We start from the raw sequence: 19,601 nt of genomic DNA, 5'->3' as shown, positions 1-19,601 counted from the left end.
TTTTCCTGTCATTGAGGGTTTGGTGAATTATACCTGTGGATGCTTTAGGTAACTATTAAAAAACAGCGGGCGCTTTAGCGCCCGCATTAGAATCTGGCTGCAAACCACGCCTTATTGCTGCTGTTGCAGCATTTGCGCGATGCCAGTACCGATGCTGGCCGCACCGCCCAAGCTCCAACCACCGTCCACAGGGATTACCGCACCGGTGATATAGCTGGCAAGATCGGAGCTTAAAAACACACAGCAGTCGGCAATATCCCGGGCCCGTCCCATCCGCTTTAACGGCACCGTTTGCACGATTTTTTTACGCATGTCCTCTCCCGGTGCCAAGCGGTCCATCCCCTCGGTGCCGTCGATAGGCCCCGGGATAACAGAGTTAACTCGCACGCCTTCACCACCCCACTCAATGCTGAGCGTTCGCGTAATCATATCGACCCCAGCCTTAGCGGCGCACACATGCACCTGACCGGCCATGGCTAACTGAGCCTGCGGCGCAGAGATGTTAATGACCGAAGCGCCCGGCTTACGCAAGTAGGGATAGATGGCGCTCATGACATGAAAGGTGCCTTTAAGGTCAATGTCCACCACCGCGCCAAAACCGTTGTCGGACAAGCCGCTGGCCAGTGCGGGGAAGTTTCCCGCCGCGCCGGAGACAACGATATCCAGAGCGCCCCAGCGCGCGTGCAGCTGACTCACCGCTTCGCGCATTTCGTCGCCCTTGCGCACATCGACGCTGTAACCACAGGCATCCTGCGCCCCCATTTCGGTTAATGCTAAGACAGTGGTGTCCACTTTATCCTGTGAGCGACTGATCACACACACACTGCAACCCAAGCCGGCAAAGCGCTCGGCAATACCGCGACAAATACCACTGGTGCCGCCGACTACCAGCACGGTTTTTCCGGCAAAATCTCCGTTCAATTTCATGATTTACCCTTCTTCATCATTTGGCTGATCACCTGTTTAGCTTCATCACCTTGCAAACACTCAGCAAATACGGCGAGTTCGCGTTCAATCACTTTATCCGTCGGCCAGGTTTCCACCTCATTGAGCAGCGCTTTGGTTCTGGCGACCGCCTGAGGTGGCACCTTGCACAGCTCACCACACACCCAGTCCACTTCTTCGCTCAGCCGTTCCAGCGGATACACGCCGTTAACCAGCCCCAGGCGTTCGGCCTCAAGCGCCTCCAGCCTCTCGCCCAACAGTAACAGCTCGCGCGCGCGCGCGTGGCCGATACGTTTGGCCAACAAAGTGCTGGCACCAAACTCGGGGCACAACCCCAAGCGGGTAAACGGGAGCTGAAAGTAGGAATCTTCACTGGCGTAAACCAGATCACAGTGCAGCAATAAAGTCGTGCCAATACCTACCGCAAGACCGTTCACTTCAGCAAGCAACGGCTGGGGAAGCTCGCGCACAGCGCGCATAAACTGCACCGCAGGGTGATGGCTGTCTAACTCACCCGCGCTCATAAAATCCGCCAGATCATTACCGGCGGTAAAACTGTCACCACTGCCACTCAGCCGTACGACTCGAACCTCCGCCTCGGAGGCAGCCCAGCGCAACGCGTCTGTTAGACTTTGGTACATTGCCAGCGATAACGCATTTTTCTGCGCTTCACGGTTTAATGTCAGGCGCAGCTGACCACGAGAACATTCGGCGCTGATGTGAGAACAAAGATTTGGCAAGCTCAAGTTATCTCTCCTAAGCAAAACGGTTCTGCAGTATCAAAGTTATGTCATTTATAGATTGAAAAGCGATGGATACCCACAAAAGTGTAGCCACTTTTTTGTGACACTGTCTGCCCCATGTGTGTTTGAGACAACAGATACCTTATACTGTTAGCACGCTTATCCCGCCCAGCTGCGCCCTCTGTGATAGGCATCAACACTTTGGACACGTTTTACCAAGGACCTCACTGTGAACAACCTTATTTACCGATCATCGTCTCGCCACGCCCTTGCTTTCGTTCTCGCCTGCTCTGCATTCTCGAGCACCGCCTTAGCTGCACCAAACTCAGACTCACCCACCCTGGCGACCATTGAAATTGACGCCCCCTGGGACTGGGTAAAACTCACCTCCGGTGAGTGGCTTAAAGGTGAGCTGACCGCCATGGAAAAAGACTCTCTGGAATTTGACAGCGACGAGCTGGGCGATGAAACCATCGACTGGGAGTCGGTTGCAGCGATACACACCACCAAGTCGGTAAACGTCTTGTTGACCAACCAGAAGCTATACACGGGGAAACTGGAAACCGTTGACGGCAAGCTGTACATCGGCGACCAGGGGCCTTTTGAGATTCAGGATGTCATGCGTGTTGCCAGCACCAGCAAGCGCGAACTGGACCGCTGGAGCGGTAAAATTGGCGCCGGGGTCAATTACCGCACTGGCAACGTCGACCAAAAAGACTTTAACGCAAACGCCAGCTTACTGCGCCGTACGGCCCGCTCCAGCGTACGCTTAAGTTACATTGCCGATGTGTTTTACGACGAAGGCGAAGAAACCAGTAATGAACACCGCGCCACTGGCAGTTGGTATATTCGCCGCTCTGAGCGCTGGTTCTGGCAACCGGTGCAGTTTGAATTTTACAGCGCCCCACTGCAAAACATATCCAGCCAGTGGACGGCGGGTATGGGCGCCGGTGTCTATTTAATCGATAACGACGATACCAGCTGGACCACCTCGGCGGGCCCTGGCTACATGTACACCAAATACAAAGAAGTACCCGAGGGTCAGGACAACACGGTCGACTCCGGCGCATTCTATTTAAATACGATCTACGACCAAGAATTGACAGACTACATGGACGTCAGCGCCACTTACCAACTTACGGCCACCAATGACGAGTCGGGCAAATATAAGCATCACGGCGTGGTCAGTTTATACATTGACTTAACCGACAAACTGGATTTGAGCATGAGCGCCTACTGGGATCGTATAAAGTACCCACAGGCGGATGCCGATGGTGTCCTCCCCGAGCAGGACGACTTTCGCTACACCGTAGGCGTCAGTTACGAGTTTTAACTCTCTTTTGCCTGCCACGGCGGCTTAGCCGCCGTGATACAATCGATGCTTTTGCACTACTGAATCTGACACTATGAATATCCGCGAATTACTCAGTGAAAAAGTCCGCGCCGCCATGACCGCCGCCGGCATCCCGGACGACTGCCAACCTATGGTTGCCGCCGCCAAAAAGGCCGGCTTTGGCGACTATCAAGCCAATGGCGCCATGGGTGCGGCAAAGAAAATGGGCACCAACCCCCGTGAGCTGGCCGGCAAGATTGTCGAGCACTTGAGCATTGACGAGCTGGCCGAGAAGATTGAAATTGCCGGCCCGGGTTTTATCAATATTCACCTAAAACCCGAGTGGCTGGCCGAGCAAACCGGCGCCGCTGAGCGTGACTCTGCACTGGCGATTCGCCCTGCCGAAGCACCACAAACCATTGTCGTGGATTATTCATCACCCAACCTCGCCAAAGAAATGCACGTGGGCCACTTGCGCTCCACCATTATTGGCGATGCGCTTGTGCGGGTGCTGGAGCGTTTGGGTCACACCGTCATCCGCCAAAACCACGTTGGCGACTGGGGCACACAGTTCGGTATGCTGATCGCCGAGCTGGAAGAGCAGCTGGCAGAAAACGAAAGCGCAAGCATGGCGCTGTCCGATTTAGAAGTCTTCTATCAGCAGGCTAAAGCTCATTTTGACGCCGATGAAACCTTTGCCGATAAGGCCCGCGAGTATGTGGTCAAGCTGCAGTCTGGCGACGAGCAGATCCTGAAACTGTGGCGCCAATTTAAGCAGGTATCTCTTGAGCACAGCGCCGAGATTTATCAAAAGTTGAACGTCACCCTGGGTGATGCTGACGTGCGCGGTGAAAGCTTTTACAACAACGACCTCGCGCCCATTGTCAAAGAGCTTCAAGAGCAAAACCTATGCACCGAAGATCAGGGCGCGCAGGTGGTGTTTTTGTCAGAGCTGGCCGACAAAGAGGGCAACCCCTCGCCAGTGATTGTGCAGAAAAAAGGCGGCGGCTTTCTGTATGCCACCACCGACCTTGCGGCGCTGCGCTATCGCGCGGTGGATTTAAACGCGGACCGCATTCTGTACTTTATTGATGCCCGTCAGTCATTGCACATGCAACAGGTGTTCACCCTGGCGCGCAAAGCCGGCTTTGTCAGCAATCAGGTGAGTCTGGAGCATCACGCCTTTGGCACCATGATGGGCGCCGACGGTAAACCCTTTAAAACCCGCAGCGGCGGCACGGTTAAGCTCTCGGCCCTGTTGGACGAAGCCGTTGAACGCGCCCGCGCGGTGATTACCGAGAAAAACCCGGAGCTTGAAGGCGCCGATGAGGTAGCCCGCAAAGTGGGAATAGGCGCGGTTAAATACGCGGATTTAAGTAAAACCCGCACCAACGATTACGTTTTCAACTGGGATACCATGCTCAGCTTTGAAGGCAATACCGCGCCTTATTTGCAGTACGCCTACACACGGGTACAAAGCATTTTCCGCAAAGCCGGTGTCAGCCCCGAGAGCGTCAGCGCCCCGGTGGTAATTGGCACCGAGCAGGAAAAAGCGCTGGCCATTAAACTGCTGCAGTTTGGCGAAGTATTGGCGCAAGTGGCCGAAGATGCCCTGCCCCATGTGCTGTGTAATTACCTATACGACGTTGCCAGCCTGTACATGCGTTTTTACGAAGCCTGCCCGATTTTAAAATCAGACGTAGAGCCCGCCACCCGCGACAGCCGCCTGCGCCTGTGCCACTTAGTAGCACGCACCATCGCTACCGGCCTGGATATGCTGGGCATTGAAGTATCAGAGCAGATGTAGCAACCACGCTCGCATCATCGCAAAAATAAAAAAGCGCCCCAGCGATGGGGCGCTTTTTTTATTTTTACACAATGAATACAGCTGTTAAGGCAGGCTGTGGACCTTATCCCCAATTGGGCCAGAAAAAATATAGCCATCGTGAATATCCCAGTTAATGGACCAGGTCATCACCCCGCTAAAATCAGGGTACACACCCCCAGCATCCACTGAGCCACATGCCGTCCCCGCCGTGATGCAATCGAGTGCATCAATAATAGCCTGATTGGTCGCCTGACCTGAGCCAGCCGATGATGGCCCTGACGGCAAGCCCAGAGAAACCTGCTGCGGGTCGAGGCCAGCAAAGTACAAGCTGCCAGCGGTTTGGAAGCCTTCGATCAACATGCGCGCCGAAGCCACCATCATATCCACCGAACCTGCCGGGTAAGACTGGCTGGCATAAGGCGTTTGCAAGCCGCCGTTGTTGTACAGCTGTACATGTAATAGATCCAACAAATCTCGTGTTTGATCAATAATGGGCAGGTATGCCCCCCAGATACCGCTGTAGGCCGTGTGCCCGCCTTGCACATACGGATGCTCCGGTGCCATGGTTAACGCCATACCGCCCACGTTGCTGTCAATTTGACGCAAAGCGCCTGGCAGCCGCGCTTGAATTTGCGAACCGTGCACTAACTGCGAGCCGCTTTCCAAGTCGATATCAACACCATCGAACCCCCATTCGTTAATCAGCGCAGTAAGGCTGCTGACGAAATTCGCTTCATCCGAATCATTGTTCAGGGTAATGGTGCCTTCGGCGCCGCCTAAAGACAGCACGAAAATTTTGCCCTGCGCCTGCAGGTCGGCCATATCCTGTTTAAACTTCGCAGCATCTAACCCGGGGCAACTGGTGCCAGAACCGTCGAACAAATTAAATTGTACGGTGCCATCACTGGCCGGATCGTTATCGGCAAAAGCAATATCAATCACATCCCATACCGGAGGAATATCCGACAAGTCGATAGGACACCCGGCGCCGTTGACAAAGTTATGCCAGTAACCCACCAACGCGTGGTCGGGGAAATTGCCACTGTAGCCACCGCCGGGCAAAGAGCTTGAGCTGGACGAAGAGCTGGATGAAGAACTGCTTGAGCTTGACGAAGCGGTGCAAGAGCGCACCTCTGACCAGGCATCGGCCCAATGGGCTCCTGTGCCGGGCGCATAAGCCCACTCGGCATTAGACGAACACCAACCGCTGATGTCGCAGCGATACTCGTCGCCAGCATTCTGTACTAACTGTCCCGCGGCATAACTGGTACCCGCACTGTAAACCGGCGATGTACAATCATCCGCAGGCAGAGACGAGGTGCTAGAGCTTGAAGAGGTTGAACTTGAAGAAACCGAGCTGGACGAGCTAACGGACGAACTCGAGCTGCTGGACGAGCTGCCCCCGCACACACCTAGCTGTAACCATTCGTCCCAGGGGCCAGAATGCTGGGCAGGCTTGTCATCGCGGGTCCACCACTTGGCCTCGTAAGCAATGCCTTCATCCTGCACCTGATCTCCACCCTGGTAGGCATTAGCCGAATTCCAACCGGTTAAATTACTGCAATCGTAAGCTTGAACCGCGCCTGTATAAAACGCAGAACTGAGCAAACCAGCACTCAGAAATAATGTCTTTTTCATTCAAATGTCCTCATCGGTTACCACCACTGCAACAGGTTTCAGTGGCGTTTTATTGTTGTACTCTCACTCATCGCTTCCCTATCGATTCACCTTGCTAAAAAAGCTGCACGCCCGAGGCTTACCCAGCGAGCCCCTCCCCCAAAAAAAGACAACGTTGTCAGAGGGATAGGTAGAATTACCATCTCACCGCTCTGCACACAAAACGAATCACAAAAAACGTGACTTGCTTTTACCTTTGATAATTACCGGAAATTAAAACGGTATTCGTTAAGGCGCAATTGAAATTACACCATCGCTTGCCAAGGGCGAATCGCACCGCGCGTAACCAGCAAACCTTGTTTGCAAACAGCCCATACAGGCAGTGATATTAAGTTTTGCTAGCAGGACTCCATTACCCTGCAAATTCTGTATAGTGATCCGCATTGCCATTTAGATTTTCTGCTCTCACAAAGATAAAAACTGCTCATCACCATGACGAAACTCTCATTACCCCGCTTCTTTTTGTTGTATCTCGGTGCTCTGGTTGCGCTAGGGCCCGTTGCCATGGATGCCTACCTACCGGCGCTACCGACTATGGCAAAGTCCTTAGGCGTATCCATCGCAACCCTGAGCGCGTCGGTAAGCACATTTTTGGTGGGCTTTGCCGCCGGGCAATTATTGGGCGGGCCACTGTCGGATCAAATCGGGCGCAAAGCGGTGTGTGTGATTGGCACCGTGCTTTTTATTGTCACCAGTGCAGCAATTGCTATGAGCGAGTCGGCCGGACTCATCAACCTGTTACGGGCGGCTCAGGCTTTTGGCGGTGGCTTTGCCAGCATTACCGCCATGGCGCAGGTGCGCGACGCTTATCCAGCACAGGAAATAGGCCCTCGCTTTGCCACAGTGATGATGATAATGATGGTCGCACCTGTGATTGCGCCCTTAATCGGTACCGGCCTTTTGACTTTTGGCTGGCAGGCGATTTTTATTTTTCAGGTTGTTTATGCCTGCGGACTGCTGGCCATTATGCTGCCGTTAATTCCTGAAACCTTACAGAGTGACAAACAACCCCTGTCGTTCTCACGGGTGTTTCGCCAATACGGCGAGATTGTTTTACGCCGCCAGCAGGGTAAATTGATCGCCACGCGCTTTGCGTTGTGTATGGGCAGTGCCGCTGGCGTATTGCTGGTGTATGTCACCCACGCCTCGTTTATTTACATGAGCTACTTCGGTGTCAGCGAAGGCCATTTTTCAGTGCTATTTGGCTTGGCTGCCATTGGGCTGATCGCCGCTAACTCTTTGAGCACAATAATGCTCAAGCGTTACCGCGCCCTCAATGTGTTCATGTTTACTATTCTGTTGCAGGCCGTTCTTGTGCTCGCCTTCACTTTGCTGGCGCTTGCCCAGGGGCTGAACCTACCGCTAGCGGCCGGATTAATTATTATCATTGTTAGCTGTGTGGGAGTGATTAACCCCGCCGGGGCCACCCATTTTATGGGCATGTTTCCGCCCCATCAGGGAGGTAGCGCCGCCGCCATACAAACCGTATCCATGTTTGTTATGGGCTCAGGCATGGGCCTAGCGGGCAGTGTATTTCACAATGGCCAGCTAACCCCCATAGCAATCGCTATGCTGTGCTCGGTAGCGCTGAGCTTATGCTTACTGCCAGGCATTCGCCGTTACCATCAAACCCCTTCTAACGCCGATTCTTAATCGGCTACCGCCATAAAAAAGCCGCGATTAACGCGGCTTTTTATCAACTTGTCATCGGCTCTTTAGAGTGCGCGAGCTTTATCCAGCGCCTCGCGTAAATCGTCGGTCCAACTGCGCAGAAAGCGGTTGGCATCGCGCATGTTGGTTGCGCGGTTAGTCCACTCCAGGTACATATCATCGCGGTCCTCTTTGCGATCGACGACACGGGCCAGTATTTCTCCCGTGGTGCCATCGTAGGCCTCTAAAAACAGAGTCATCTCCCCGGAAGACGTCGTATAAGTCGTGGTCATACCGACATCATTAAGGTCCGGTGCGGTTATATCGAGATCTATAATCGAGGGGCGAAGATCAAGTACGCGTTCACCATCTTGGCTTTGTTCGGCAATTTTATAAGCGGGGGCCTTTGCCAGCGCCTCACGGAAGTATTTGTCACAGGCTTCGCCCAGACGCTCTTGAATCACTTCCATATCCTCCTCGGTAACACGCGAACGACCGGTATAACGACTGGAGTTCTGGTCGCGCTGCCAACCGTCCCGAAATGCCACGGTACAGGGGCGCAGATTAATGACCGTGTAAACGTCCAGCTCCGTTCCTGGCTTCAGGTACACCTGATCCAAATCCCGGTTATCCATCAAGTGCAAGCCATCGTGAGATACCGGAGGTGGGGGCGTGGCACAAGCCGTTAAGAGTAAAGCTGCAGAAAGTAACGCAAGGGTGAGCTTATTCATAAGGTTGCTCCAATGAGAGGTCTATTTTTAATCATTCAAAATTAGGCCAAAGCCCTGAACAAGGCAAGCCGTTTACTGGTTTAAAAGTGTATCAATTCTTTTTAACTCAATGATTAACCGCTCAACCGGGAGGGACATAGGGCGAAAGTACTCTTCTGCCATCGGCGCGATATTACAACTTGAGGGCAAGTCACCTCGGCTCTGAACCAGTTGCTGTAAACGGGGCAAAAATAAAAATTGCAGCCACTGAACAAAAGTCAGTGTATTAATAGCGAAGGGCTGGTCACTGGCAAGGGCCTCGGCCGATGGCGGCTCGGCCTGCCACAGCTGCAGCTCGCGCATTGCCGCTTCAATGTCTATCAGCACGTTGGCTACGGCAATATGTTTATCACCCATAGGATACCTCAAGTCTCTCCGCGCACTCAGTGCTCAATCTGGCGTTTAAACGGTGGCAGTGAGTCCAGAATCGCCTTGCCATAACGTTTAGTCACCACGCGCCGATCCAGCAGAGTAATGCGACCGGTATCGCCTTCGGTGCGCAGCAAGCGACCGCAGGCCTGAATCAATTTAAGGGACGCATCGGGAATGGTAATTTGCATAAACGGATTGCCGCCACGAGATTCCACCCACTCGGACACCGAGGCTTCAATGGGATCGTCGGGCACCGCGAAAGGCAGCTTTGCGATAATCACATGGGCGCAGTAATCGCCGGGCAAATCGACTCCTTCGGCAAAGCTCGCCAAACCAAACAGCACGCTGCCCTCGCCTTTATCGATGCGTTTTTTGTGCTCGACCAACATCTCCTGTTTAGACGACACCCCCTGCACCTGAATTTTACGACGCCAGTGCTCGGGCATTTCATCAAATACGTCCAGCATTTGCCGCCGCGATGAAAAGAGCACCAGCGACCCCTCATCGGGCTCAAGTAAATCGGGTAAATAATCGATCACTGCGCGGGTGTGGGCATAACTATCACCTGCGTCCACCGCCTCGGCGGGCACACGTAAAACACCGCGAGAAAAATCAAACGGACTGGGCACCACGGCGTAGCGACTGTTGTTGGGTGTGCCAGCGCGCATCTGAAAGCGATCAAATTTACCCAACGCGGTTAAGGTGGCCGAGGTGACTACCGCGCCGTAGCACTGGTTCCACAAACTGAACTCCAGAGTACGCGCCGCCAGTATGGGGCTTGAACACACCTCGATATCGTAGTTGCCATTAAAGTCCACCAGCGTCAGCCAACGCGCCTTGGGGATACTGGTTTCGGCATCGGTGCGAGCGTAGCTCAACCACAGCTCGGCACCCGCTTCGGCGCGAGCCTGCCAGGCACCGATCACCGGGTAGTTATTTTCCAAATCCACTTTCGGAATACGGCAGTGAGCGTCTTCCATGGCCTCGTTGATTTCATTGGCCATTTTGCCCAGCAGGTCGCTAAGCCGATCAAAACTCATGTGCAACTGCTCTGCCTGAGCGCGAATGCCTTCGGGAACAATGCCGCCCTCAAAGCGATAATGGGTCGAACGACGTTCACGGCCCTCGTCTGCAAGTGTTTGAATCAGTTCATCCAGTGCTGGGTACAGCATATCCAGCTCGCGCTTGCACTGAATAAACTGACCCGGCAATTGTTCGCCAAAGTGATCCACCCGCCCGGCGCCGCTGATTTGCCCCAGCACGCCAGACAACGACTTATTACACTGTTCCAGCCAGCGGCTGGTAGAGAGCATGCGCCCATGGCAGGCAAAGTGATTGAGCGCCTTATCGGGTAAATGATGGCCCTCGTCAAACACGTAAATAGTTTCTTCCGGGTCGGGCAATATCGCTCCGCCCCCCAGCGCCAAATCTGCCAGGACTAAATCGTGATTGGTGACGATACAGTCGGCGGTATGCAGCGCATCGCGCGCTTTAAAAAAGCTGCACACAGAAACATTAGAGCAGCGCCTGCCGGTGCACTGGCGATGATCTGTGGTGACTCTTTGCCAGTCTGCGGCTTCAAGTTCGGTGGGCCAGGAATCGCGCTCGCCATCCCATTTATTGGCTGCCAGCGCCTCCATCATTGACTCGTAGAGTTTTATCCCCTGCTCATCAACGCTGGGCAGTTCGTCTTCGTAGAGCGCACGTGTAGGATCATCGGCCGTGGCAAACTCGCCCATCAAATTATCCAGCTTTGACAAACACAAATAACGACCGCGCCCCTTAGCCAGGGCAAAACTGAATGACAGGTCGGTGTGATTTTTCAGCTCGGGCAGATCTTTATGAATAATTTGCTCTTGCAGAGCCACTGTAGCGGTAGAGACCACTAACTTTTTACCCAGCGCCTTGGCGATAATAATCGAGGGCAGCAAGTAGGCGATGGTTTTACCCGTGCCTGTGCCCGCCTCAACCACGCACACATGGCCGTCGCTGTTGCGCACGCCTTCGGCATCGGAGCTGATTCCCCCCAGGGTGCGCGCGATTTCCGCGATCATCATTTTTTGCCCGTGGCGCGGCCCCAGTTCGCGGGATTTTAGAAACTCAGAATAGGTTTGCTGAATCTCTTTTTTAACAGCGTCGGTGAGCATTTAAGACTGCTGCGCCTTTAATTTATTACGCACCGGGTTGGCGTACATATCGATCACAATGTCTCTGTATTCAGAGGGCACGGCAGCCACATGCAACTCAAAGCTCGCGCGTTCGTCACGCAGATTCCCAGGCTCAAAGGGCTTGGCTTTATCAGAATACGGCAGAGAGCGCGCCTCGCCACCGGTGGCGTCAAAAGCAAAACAGTTGCTGGGGTGTAACACCTGCTTCGACCAGACTTGCCGGTCAATTTCAGCGGCGACCGCCTCGGTGTCGGCGTATTCGCCGCTGAGTACATCACCAAAAGCCACATGCACATGGCCTTTCTGCCCGGCGATACCTTTGGCAATGCTCTGCACGTCTTCCTGGTCGCCTTTTTCATAGCTGCCGGTGGTGCGCTGAGCATGCAACTCGTGGGCTTTTGCCTGATCGCAAGGGTCCTGCTCATAGGAGATAGACACGGGTACGATTTTTAATGAGCGTACGTACTCAGAAAAATCCTGCGTCTTGGGGCGGTTTAAGGTCAGCATTCCCACCACCGCCGGGTTGGTCAGGTCGTTACCGTCTTTGGCTCGCCCCTCACGCTGGGCAATCCAGATATTGGCTTTATCCTCGGTCAGCGAGTGAAAAATATAGGCCGATAGTTTTTTGGCCGCTTTTAATTTTTCTCGTGGCGCCTTGGCCGAACGCTTAACGATAAAGCTTTTATTCAGGCGCATTAAGTCAGATACATACTCTTTGGTGAGCAGGTTATCGCCGATAGCAATGCGCAAGGTCTTAAAACCCGCGTGGTATAAACTCCAGTTGACAAAAGCCGGGTCCATCGCAATATCACGATGGTTGCTGACAAACAGGTAGGCTTCGTTAGGGTCAAGTTTATCCAGGCCCGAGTTGGTCAATTTGGTGGTCGTGGTTTCAATCATGTGGCGCATGTACTTCTCCACAACCAGCTGAAACTTATCTACACTGTCCACACCTTCTAATTGACGAGTCATTACCCGGCGCACCAAAGGTCTCAAAAGGAAACCCAAAGGCCCGGCTAAACGCGGAAACTTTAGCTTGGCCACCGCATCGGCCAACTCTGGGTCGGCCAAAATTCGGTCCAGCACAGGGCGCACTTCGTCATCATTATAGGGTCGGATATCGTCAAAATCGGTCATCGGCTTGGTCGTAGATTGGTGAACCACACAATAAAAAGGGAAGCCACTAACGCCGGGAGGCGGGCGAGGCCAGAAACAGGCGCACAACATACCCAAAAGAGGTGCAAAATGCCACTCACAGCCCCCACTATCTGCCCATGCGGCTCGGGTAAGCCCACGTCACAATGCTGTGGGCCATTGATTTTTGAAGGTCGCCATGCGCCTACCGCAGAAAGTCTTATGCGCTCTCGTTACACCGCTCATGTATTACTAGCGATTGACTATGTATGGTCAACCTGGAGTAGTGCCAGTCGCAACCGGACGACAAAAGAAGCCATTGGAGAGTGGGCCAGCAGCTGCCACTGGCTAGGATTGGAAATTCTCAGCTGTGAAGCCGGTGGCATCAACGACAACACAGGCACTGTTACCTTTAGTGCCCGCTACCAGCAGGGACAACAAACCCATCAGCATCTTGAAAAGTCTTTATTTCGCCGCGAAGGTGGCCACTGGCGCTACATTGATCATTGCAACTAACCCCTCCAGCTCACCGCTAAAAAGAGCGAGTTGTTAAAACTGTGAACACAAATGATGTTTTCAGCGCCACCACAGGGTAAACTTTGTACTAAAGAAAACCCACTGCCTGAGCCTCACCATGAAGATACTACTGGTAGAAGATAGCGCCACACTGCGCCATGCCATGAGCCAATACGTACTCGATGCGGGTCACACCCCCCTGCTTGCCGAAAGTGGGGAGCAAGCGCTGCAGCTGCTGGAAGGTAATCCGGTGGATATGATCATTATGGATGTGGAGATGCCCGGGCTTAACGGCTTTGAAACCACCGCCCTGATCCGGGAATGGCTGGGCAGTCACTGGATTCCTATTATCTTCGTTACGGGCATGAGCGAGGATGACGACTACCGTCAGGGCATTGAGGCTGGAGGGGACGATTATTTAATCAAGCCCGTCAGTAAAATGATTATTACGGCCAAAATACGGGCCATGGAGCGTATTGCGGACATGCGCGACCAGCTCAACCGCCTCAATACCGAACTGGAGGCGCTGAGTCAGTTAGACAGTCTGACGCAAGTACTTAATCGTCGCACATTTAATGAGCAGGCCGAGCAGCAGTGGTTGCAGGCCGGACGCAAACAGACGCCTACCTGCGCTCTAATGATCGATGTAGATCACTTTAAACTCTACAACGATCATTACGGTCACCCCGCGGGCGATGCCTGCTTAAAAGAAGTGACCGGGGCCATCAAAAGCTGCCTAAACCGACCCTACGATTTGCTGGGCCGCTACGGGGGTGAAGAGTTTGTGGTGCTGCTACCGGAAACCGACGCCGCGGGCGCTGAGCGAGTGTGCGCCTGCATCCAAAATGCGGTGTCCGAGCTGAAGCTTGAACACAAGGTCTCGCCGGTAGAGCCATGGGTAACCGTCTCTATCGGTGCCGCTTGCTGCCTGCAACCTCGCAGCTGCACCCTAGAAGAATTGATTAAGTGCGCCGACCGAGCTTTGTACCGCGCTAAGCATACCGGCCGCAACCAACACACACTGGAAGAAATGACGGCGCACCGAACGGTTATTATTGCTCACAGCAGTGAACATGTATTGCTTGAGGCCAGCGCCTGCCTTCGCCCTCTGTACAATCTTATTACCGCTGAAAGTGCCGATGAAGCCCTGGAGCTGGCCATCACTATACGCCCCGACCTGATCATACTTTGCCCTACCCTTACCACTGCGGCAGGCGGATACTTAGCCGAAACTCTGGCAGAGCAGCAGCGTACCTCAACCATTGCTCAGCTTTACCTTGGCCATGTGTTGGAGCCGCCACCAACCCCCAGGCCCAGCGTAGATCTACCCCTCAACTGTGAAGAATTACAGAAAATGGCCGGGCAATTACTCGGGCACTGAGCCACAGCGAGTCACGCCTGAAGTCACAGAGTACGCAACGAGTTATACCAGTTAACGTCTCGGGCGTACTTGTCGACCTGATCCACAACATCCAGCACCAAAGCGAACAGGGCCATACGCACTAAGACACCGTTATCGGCCTGCCGAAAAATGGCCAGGTTGGGGTTTTGATTCAGGTCGTTATCCAACTCATTGGCATCAGCGCGGGAATCCCGAGGGAGCGGGTGCATAATGACCGTATTGGGCTCACAGTACTGGGTATAAATAGACTGATTTAGACGAAAGCGACCCCGATACATATCCGCTTCCTCTTTGGAGGCAAAGCGTTCTTCCTGAATCCGGGTTGAGTAAGCGATGTCGACGCTTGAGATACTTTGGGTCAAGTCTTCGGTGACAATAACAGTGTGTCCGGCTGCACGCATCTCTTCAACAATTGACTCCGGCATCGCCAGCTCAGTGGGTGAAACCAGGGTCACGTGAACCTGGCTAAAATGGCAAAGCAGCTTGCACAATGAGTGCACCGTACGGCCGTATTTTAAGTCGCCAATCAGGGCAATGCGCAGACCATCTATACCGCGATTTTTAGAGCCAAGCTCTTTGCGAATGGTGTACAAATCCAATAGCGCCTGACTGGGATGCTCGTTGGCTCCATCGCCACCATTAAGTACCGGAACACGACTGGCCTCGGCAAACTCAGCCACCGATCCCTCCTGCGGGTGGCGCATACAAATCACATCGGAAAACCCGGACAACACGCGGGCTGTGTCGTAAAGAGACTCGCCTTTGGCAATTGCCGAACTTTCAAAGCCCGTGGTTTCTCGAACCTCGCCCCCCAGCAGATTGAAAGCACACCCGAAACTAATACGTGTGCGCGTACTGGGCTCGAAAAACATATTACCCAAGATAGCGCCTTCTAAAACCCGGGTAACCCGGCGGCGCAGGGCATACGGCGCCATAGCATCGGCCACGGTAAAGATGCGTTCAATGTCGGCGCGTTCAAATTGTTCAACGGAGAGGATATGAGAGCCAGTAAAAATCACGTGATGTCCTTTGCCTGTTGGGGTGGGGTGCCTATTCTAGCGTCCCTACCTTCGCGGTGGAATCATTGTGTTCCATTGCTCCATCAATTTGCATAAATCTTTTCTGCGCACTATTAATATCTTAGTAAACAGCTTGATTGGCGCATTAAAACACTTTATAAAACCGGGTTGCGGCCGATATACCACTGTAAATGCCCTAACCCCAACAATAAGGACAACAAGTGCCCGAACACCCCGATACTCTTTCCAAATACACGGATGCAACCACTGCGGTACATATACTGCAATCGCGCCGCCTGCGCTGGAGTGCGCCGGCACTGTATCGCGACCCCTTTGAGCTCAACCACCGATCCACTTTATCCTTTGACCCGCAAACCCTGTTAACCAGTGTAATACGCACGGCGTGCGGCATGATTTTCGCTCGTGAAGACCCTCGTGGCGCCTCCCCTCTGGCACAGGTGATTCGCCGCTGGCGCGATGAAGAGCGTTTCGCCTCACCTGAAGAGGCTGAAGAAGTGTTGCAAGAGCTCATGGCCCGGATGGTCGACCAGCGCCAGAGCGAACTGGATGAAATGATGAGCGATTGGCGTCGCTACACTCGCAGCTTACGTATTTGCAGCTTTTCAGCTAAGGCCGACAACCTGACCGCTTGGCAATATTTCGCCAACAGCCACAAAGGAGCCGTTTTGAAGTTTCAATGTGGAGAAAACACCAGTCTTACCTCACCCCAACCCATGCAGTACGTCCCAGCACGGCCAGAAATTACCAACCTCAAAGAGCAATTAAACGTGGTACTGCACAACGAAACATTGCGCACCCAGGATTTTTTTGCCGACAAATTTCTCTGTAAACAACCGGCGGCCAAAGGCGAACAAGAGTGGCGCTGCTTTTTCAACGTCGATGCCGCCGAAGCGGCAAAATCCACCGACGAAAGCGACTGGTACAGCGATAAATCCTTTCCAGCAGAAGAACTACGCGCAGTTTATTTTGGCGCTTATATGCCGACAGAGGACAAACAGCGGTTATTAACGGTGTTAAAACAGAAATACCCGGACACTAAAGTTTTTCAGGCCGAAACCGTTGCCGGCAAATACGAGATCAGTTTTGGCCGAATACAACATTAACCCGAGCCAGGGCTCATCTTAAAAGCGCCTTTGCGAGGCCAAAAGCCCCAGCAGTAACCCTAAGGACAAAATCACCACCGGCCAACTTTGCCAACGCATGAAAGGGGTATCACCGTAAGCAGGAAAAACAGTACCGCTTAACGTAGCGCTGACAAACTGACGGCTTCTTGCAACAATTTCACCCTTAGGGTTAACAATCGCACTCACCCCGTTGTTGGTGCTTCGCAGCAAGTACCGGCCGGTTTCAAGCGCTCGCATTTGCGCCATTTGCAAATGCTGCAGAGGCCCTATTGAATCAGCAAACCAAGCATCATTGCTGACCGTTAGCAAAACGTTACGATGCCTGGCGCTCTCAGCCACCAATGAAGGATAAACCACTTCATAACAAACGCTGGGGGCAATGCTGATATCGTTAATCAGCAGCCCTCTTTGATCATCTGGACCGCGATTGATATAAGAGGTTGGCAAATCAAAGAACTCGATGGTGCCGCGCAACCATTCTTCCAGCGGCACATATTCACCAAAGGGCACTAAGCGGCGCTTATGGTAAATGCCCATGGCCTCACCAAAACCACTGACCGAATTGTAGTAGCGACGGCGGCTGAGATCATCGTAAATAATGCCCGTGATTAAGCCGGTGTTGGTATCCGCCGCTTTTCGGTTGACCTGATTTAAAAATTCCAGAGCATGGTTATAGGTGAGCGGCACGGCCGCTTCGGGCCAGATCAGCCAGTCACTGTCCCAATGGGGTTCACTTAAATCCATCAAGCGATCCAGCGTCGGCTGCGCAAACGCCGGGTCCCATTTGAGTTCTTGCGCCACATTGGGCTGAATCATGGTAACGCTGATCGGTTGGTCGCGGTTAACGGTGCTCCACTGCACATCATGCAGCTGCCAACCTACAAGCCACAGGGCGCAAGCCATAATGCTCGCCATCCACAGGTTGCCAGACGGGCGCATAAAAAAGCCCCAGGCCGCCACCGTCGCAGCGGTAAAAGCAACGATAAAACTCAACCCCATGACACCAAACAAAGGCGCCCAGCCTGCCAGGGGAGTGTGCAGATGGCCGTACCCCAGATACAGCCACGGAAACCCTGTTAGCAGCCATGACCGCAGCCATTCACCCAGTAGATAACACGCGGGAAACCCCAATAAGATGCCAAGACGCCCATGGCCCATAAGCGTTCTGCAAATAACAAACGGCACTGCAAAAATAGCGGCCATAAAGACCACAAACAGTAAAGTCAGCAGGCCGGCCAACCACACAGAGGCATTGCCGAACTGATGAATCGCCACATATATCCAGGAAACGCCAACCCCGTAGAAGCCTACACCGAACGCCAGGGCGACTGTCCACGCTCGTCGGGTGGAGACTTTAAACAACAGTAACGGAAAAAAAGCGAGGCCCGCTAGCGCCAGCGGCCAAAGGTTAAAAGGCTCTAGCGCCAAGGGCTGCAGAGCTCCGGCAAACAGTGCCAGAGCGGCGGCGTTGTACCAGCGCAAGCGATTAAGCCCGCGACTGACGGTACCGGTAACGATGGTTTCAGTGCTGATCAAGTGTCAAACGCACCAAGTGAATTTGTCGGTTATCAGCGTAGAGGACGCGAAAGGTAAAACCATCCACCTCGGTGGTTTCGTTGCGTTTAGGTAAGTGACCAAAAGACTGCATCAAAATACCGCCAATGGTGTCAAAATCCTCATCCGACAGACCCGCCTCAAAGTAATCGTTAAAATCATCGATGGGCGTCAGAGCTTTGATCACATAATCGGTCTCACTGACCTTTTTAATGTGCTCATCGGACACTTCTTCATCGGTTTCATCTTCAATTTCACCGACAATCTCTTCCAGAATATCTTCAATGGTAATCAGCCCCGAAATACCGCCGTATTCATCGATCACCAGGGCCATGTGGTAGCGTTGCTCGCGAAATTCACGCAACAAAACATTGACACGTTTGCTTTCGGGCACAATATTGGCGGTACGGATAATTTGCTCAAGGCTGAAGTCGTTGTTGCCTTCCAGCATCATGCGCAGTAAATCTTTGGCCAGTAAAATGCCTTTAATATCATCAATTGAGTCGCCAATCACCGGGAATCGCGAGTGGCCAGATTCGATGATTTTGGGCAGGAAATCTTTGGGTTTATCGTCAATTTTAACAGCGACAATTTGTGTACGCGGAATCATGATCTCCCGCGCCTGCAGGCTGGATACATCCAGCGCCCCTTCAATAATGCTCAGCGCCTCCTGATCCAGCAGTTTGTTATCGGCGGCGTCTTTTATAATTTCCAGTAGGTCGTCGCGGGATTTAGGCTCGCCAGAAAAGGCGTTGAGCACTCGATCCAGCCAGGATTTTTCCGGTTTCTCCTGGAGGCGCGACGCGCTGCTACTCGATGGGTCGTCCGTCATGGCACTGATGATTCCTGTGTCGTTGTCGTATTAAACTTTTGCGCACCATTGTCGGTGGCGGTTTCAGCGTAAGGGGGGGCAAAGCCCAGCCCGGTGATAATGTCGGTCTCCAGCGCTTCCATGTGCTCGGCTTCAGCGTCGTCAATATGGTCGTAACCTAGCAAATGCAAGGTGCCGTGTACAAGCATGTGTGCCCAGTGGGCTTTGAGGGTTTTGCCCTGCTCACGGGCCTCGCGCTCAACAACCTCGGCGCACACGGCTAAGTCGCCCAAAAGCGGCAGTTCAAGCTCGGCAGGCAAATCGGCGGGAAAAGAAAGAACGTTGGTGGGGTATGGCTTACCCCGGTATTGACCGTTTAATTCGGCGCTGGTGTCGGCGTCGACAATACACAGGCTGACTTCGGCTTGATCCCGATGGCCTGCGACTGCCGCCGCCACCCATCGGTGGACTTCGTCGTCGCTGGGCAACTGGTCGTCATCGACCTGGATATCAATATCCACCTGTACCGTCATG

The 19,601-nt window shown here is 53.4% G+C and carries 17 protein-coding genes; 6 read left to right on the top strand and 11 right to left on the bottom strand.

Annotated features, from left to right (window positions below; all coding sequences use genetic code 11):
• Window positions 1–111: 111 nt before the first annotated feature.
• Together D568_RS0114075 and D568_RS0114070 are read right to left on the bottom strand one after the other, a co-directional pair.
• Entirely contained in the window at window positions 112–927 is an 816-nt protein-coding gene (locus D568_RS0114075) for an SDR family oxidoreductase (protein ID WP_020210249.1), read from the bottom strand.
• On the bottom strand, window positions 924–1,691 hold the full coding sequence (locus tag D568_RS0114070; protein ID WP_020210248.1) for an enoyl-CoA hydratase-related protein: 768 nt from the start codon (window positions 1,689–1,691) through the stop codon (window positions 924–926). Before D568_RS0114070 ends, D568_RS0114075 begins: the two co-directional genes overlap by 4 nt.
• 226 nt (window positions 1,692–1,917) lie before the next feature.
• On the opposite strand from D568_RS0114070, the gene D568_RS20250 reads away from it, so the two are divergent.
• Both D568_RS20250 and argS read left to right on the top strand, forming a co-directional pair.
• The gene (locus tag D568_RS20250) at window positions 1,918–3,021 is read left to right on the top strand and encodes a DUF481 domain-containing protein (protein ID WP_020210247.1); all 1,104 of its coding nucleotides are present in this window, start codon (window positions 1,918–1,920) and stop codon (window positions 3,019–3,021) included.
• A gap of 73 nt (window positions 3,022–3,094) precedes the next feature.
• On the top strand, window positions 3,095–4,828 hold the full coding sequence (argS, locus tag D568_RS0114060) for an arginine--tRNA ligase (RefSeq protein WP_020210246.1): 1,734 nt from the start codon (window positions 3,095–3,097) through the stop codon (window positions 4,826–4,828).
• Window positions 4,829–4,912: 84 nt separating this feature from the next.
• On the opposite strand, the gene D568_RS0114055 is transcribed toward argS, so the two are convergent.
• A complete protein-coding gene (locus D568_RS0114055; protein WP_020210245.1) occupies window positions 4,913–6,487 on the bottom strand; it encodes a carbohydrate-binding protein in 1,575 nt (524 codons plus the stop codon).
• A gap of 471 nt (window positions 6,488–6,958) precedes the next feature.
• Between D568_RS0114055 and D568_RS0114050 the strand changes: the two genes are divergently transcribed.
• A complete protein-coding gene (locus D568_RS0114050) occupies window positions 6,959–8,179 on the top strand; it encodes a multidrug effflux MFS transporter (protein ID WP_083915372.1) in 1,221 nt (406 codons plus the stop codon).
• Window positions 8,180–8,241: 62 nt separating this feature from the next.
• On the opposite strand, the gene D568_RS0114045 is transcribed toward D568_RS0114050, so the two are convergent.
• The 4 genes from D568_RS0114045 to D568_RS0114030 form a co-directional block, all read right to left on the bottom strand.
• Complete coding sequence (locus D568_RS0114045) at window positions 8,242–8,907, bottom strand: DUF3313 family protein (protein WP_020210243.1); 666 nt, start codon at window positions 8,905–8,907, stop codon at window positions 8,242–8,244.
• Window positions 8,908–8,979: 72 nt separating this feature from the next.
• Window positions 8,980–9,303, bottom strand: a complete 324-nt coding sequence (locus D568_RS0114040; RefSeq protein WP_020210242.1) for a YqcC family protein — start codon at window positions 9,301–9,303, stop codon at window positions 8,980–8,982.
• 26 nt (window positions 9,304–9,329) lie between these two features.
• On the bottom strand, window positions 9,330–11,465 hold the full coding sequence (gene dinG, locus D568_RS0114035) for an ATP-dependent DNA helicase DinG (RefSeq protein WP_020210241.1): 2,136 nt from the start codon (window positions 11,463–11,465) through the stop codon (window positions 9,330–9,332).
• The gene (locus D568_RS0114030) at window positions 11,466–12,623 is read right to left on the bottom strand and encodes a 1-acyl-sn-glycerol-3-phosphate acyltransferase (protein ID WP_020210240.1); all 1,158 of its coding nucleotides are present in this window, start codon (window positions 12,621–12,623) and stop codon (window positions 11,466–11,468) included.
• A 108-nt stretch (window positions 12,624–12,731) separates the two neighbouring features.
• Here D568_RS0114030 and D568_RS20245 point away from each other — a divergent pair, with 108 nt between their 5' ends.
• Window positions 12,732–13,136, top strand: coding sequence for a YchJ family protein (locus D568_RS20245; RefSeq protein WP_157497880.1), 405 nt, complete (start codon window positions 12,732–12,734; stop codon window positions 13,134–13,136).
• Between the two features lie 118 nt (window positions 13,137–13,254).
• On the top strand, window positions 13,255–14,517 hold the full coding sequence (locus D568_RS0114020) for a diguanylate cyclase domain-containing protein (protein WP_020210238.1): 1,263 nt from the start codon (window positions 13,255–13,257) through the stop codon (window positions 14,515–14,517).
• A 23-nt stretch (window positions 14,518–14,540) separates the two neighbouring features.
• Here the strand turns inward: D568_RS0114020 and D568_RS0114015 are convergent, their stop codons facing one another.
• On the bottom strand, window positions 14,541–15,557 hold the full coding sequence (locus D568_RS0114015) for an aspartate carbamoyltransferase (RefSeq protein WP_020210237.1): 1,017 nt from the start codon (window positions 15,555–15,557) through the stop codon (window positions 14,541–14,543).
• 221 nt (window positions 15,558–15,778) lie between these two features.
• Here D568_RS0114015 and D568_RS0114010 point away from each other — a divergent pair, with 221 nt between their 5' ends.
• A complete protein-coding gene (locus tag D568_RS0114010) occupies window positions 15,779–16,681 on the top strand; it encodes a hypothetical protein (protein WP_020210236.1) in 903 nt (300 codons plus the stop codon).
• 18 nt (window positions 16,682–16,699) lie between these two features.
• Here D568_RS0114010 and lnt read toward each other — a convergent pair whose 3' ends face one another.
• Genes lnt through ybeY form a run of 3 tightly spaced genes read right to left on the bottom strand, consistent with a single transcriptional unit; the run spans window position 16,700 to window position 19,600 of the window.
• Entirely contained in the window at window positions 16,700–18,238 is a 1,539-nt protein-coding gene (gene lnt / locus D568_RS0114005) for an apolipoprotein N-acyltransferase (protein ID WP_020210235.1), read from the bottom strand.
• Complete coding sequence (locus D568_RS0114000) at window positions 18,225–19,088, bottom strand: CorC family transporter (protein WP_020210234.1); 864 nt, start codon at window positions 19,086–19,088, stop codon at window positions 18,225–18,227. Before D568_RS0114000 ends, lnt begins: the two co-directional genes overlap by 14 nt.
• Complete coding sequence (ybeY, locus tag D568_RS20240) at window positions 19,085–19,600, bottom strand: rRNA maturation RNase YbeY (RefSeq protein ID WP_020210233.1); 516 nt, start codon at window positions 19,598–19,600, stop codon at window positions 19,085–19,087. The genes D568_RS0114000 and ybeY overlap by 4 nt, the downstream gene beginning before the upstream one ends.
• Between the last annotated feature and the right edge of the window lies 1 nt (window position 19,601).

Source organism: Gilvimarinus chinensis DSM 19667 (assembly GCF_000377745.1).
Taxonomy (GTDB): domain Bacteria; phylum Pseudomonadota; class Gammaproteobacteria; order Pseudomonadales; family Cellvibrionaceae; genus Gilvimarinus; species Gilvimarinus chinensis.
This window is presented reverse-complemented; position numbering and strand designations above follow the sequence as displayed.

What these genes read in the sequence shown, in the direction of transcription:
- D568_RS0114075 (WP_020210249.1), bottom strand. Translation starts at nt 927, where the DNA reads ATGAAATTGAACGGAGATTTTGCCGGAAAAACCGTGCTGGTAGTCGGC.
- argS (WP_020210246.1), top strand. Translation starts at nt 3,095, where the DNA reads ATGAATATCCGCGAATTACTCAGTGAAAAAGTCCGCGCCGCCATGACC.
- D568_RS0114055 (WP_020210245.1), bottom strand. Translation starts at nt 6,487, where the DNA reads ATGAAAAAGACATTATTTCTGAGTGCTGGTTTGCTCAGTTCTGCGTTT.
- D568_RS0114050 (WP_083915372.1), top strand. Translation starts at nt 6,959, where the DNA reads ATGACGAAACTCTCATTACCCCGCTTCTTTTTGTTGTATCTCGGTGCT.
- D568_RS0114045 (WP_020210243.1), bottom strand. Translation starts at nt 8,907, where the DNA reads ATGAATAAGCTCACCCTTGCGTTACTTTCTGCAGCTTTACTCTTAACG.
- D568_RS0114040 (WP_020210242.1), bottom strand. Translation starts at nt 9,303, where the DNA reads ATGGGTGATAAACATATTGCCGTAGCCAACGTGCTGATAGACATTGAA.
- dinG (WP_020210241.1), bottom strand. Translation starts at nt 11,465, where the DNA reads ATGCTCACCGACGCTGTTAAAAAAGAGATTCAGCAAACCTATTCTGAG.
- D568_RS0114030 (WP_020210240.1), bottom strand. Translation starts at nt 12,623, where the DNA reads ATGACCGATTTTGACGATATCCGACCCTATAATGATGACGAAGTGCGC.
- D568_RS20245 (WP_157497880.1), top strand. Translation starts at nt 12,732, where the DNA reads ATGCCACTCACAGCCCCCACTATCTGCCCATGCGGCTCGGGTAAGCCC.
- D568_RS0114020 (WP_020210238.1), top strand. Translation starts at nt 13,255, where the DNA reads ATGAAGATACTACTGGTAGAAGATAGCGCCACACTGCGCCATGCCATG.
- D568_RS0114000 (WP_020210234.1), bottom strand. Translation starts at nt 19,088, where the DNA reads ATGACGGACGACCCATCGAGTAGCAGCGCGTCGCGCCTCCAGGAGAAA.
- ybeY (WP_020210233.1), bottom strand. Translation starts at nt 19,600, where the DNA reads ATGACGGTACAGGTGGATATTGATATCCAGGTCGATGACGACCAGTTG.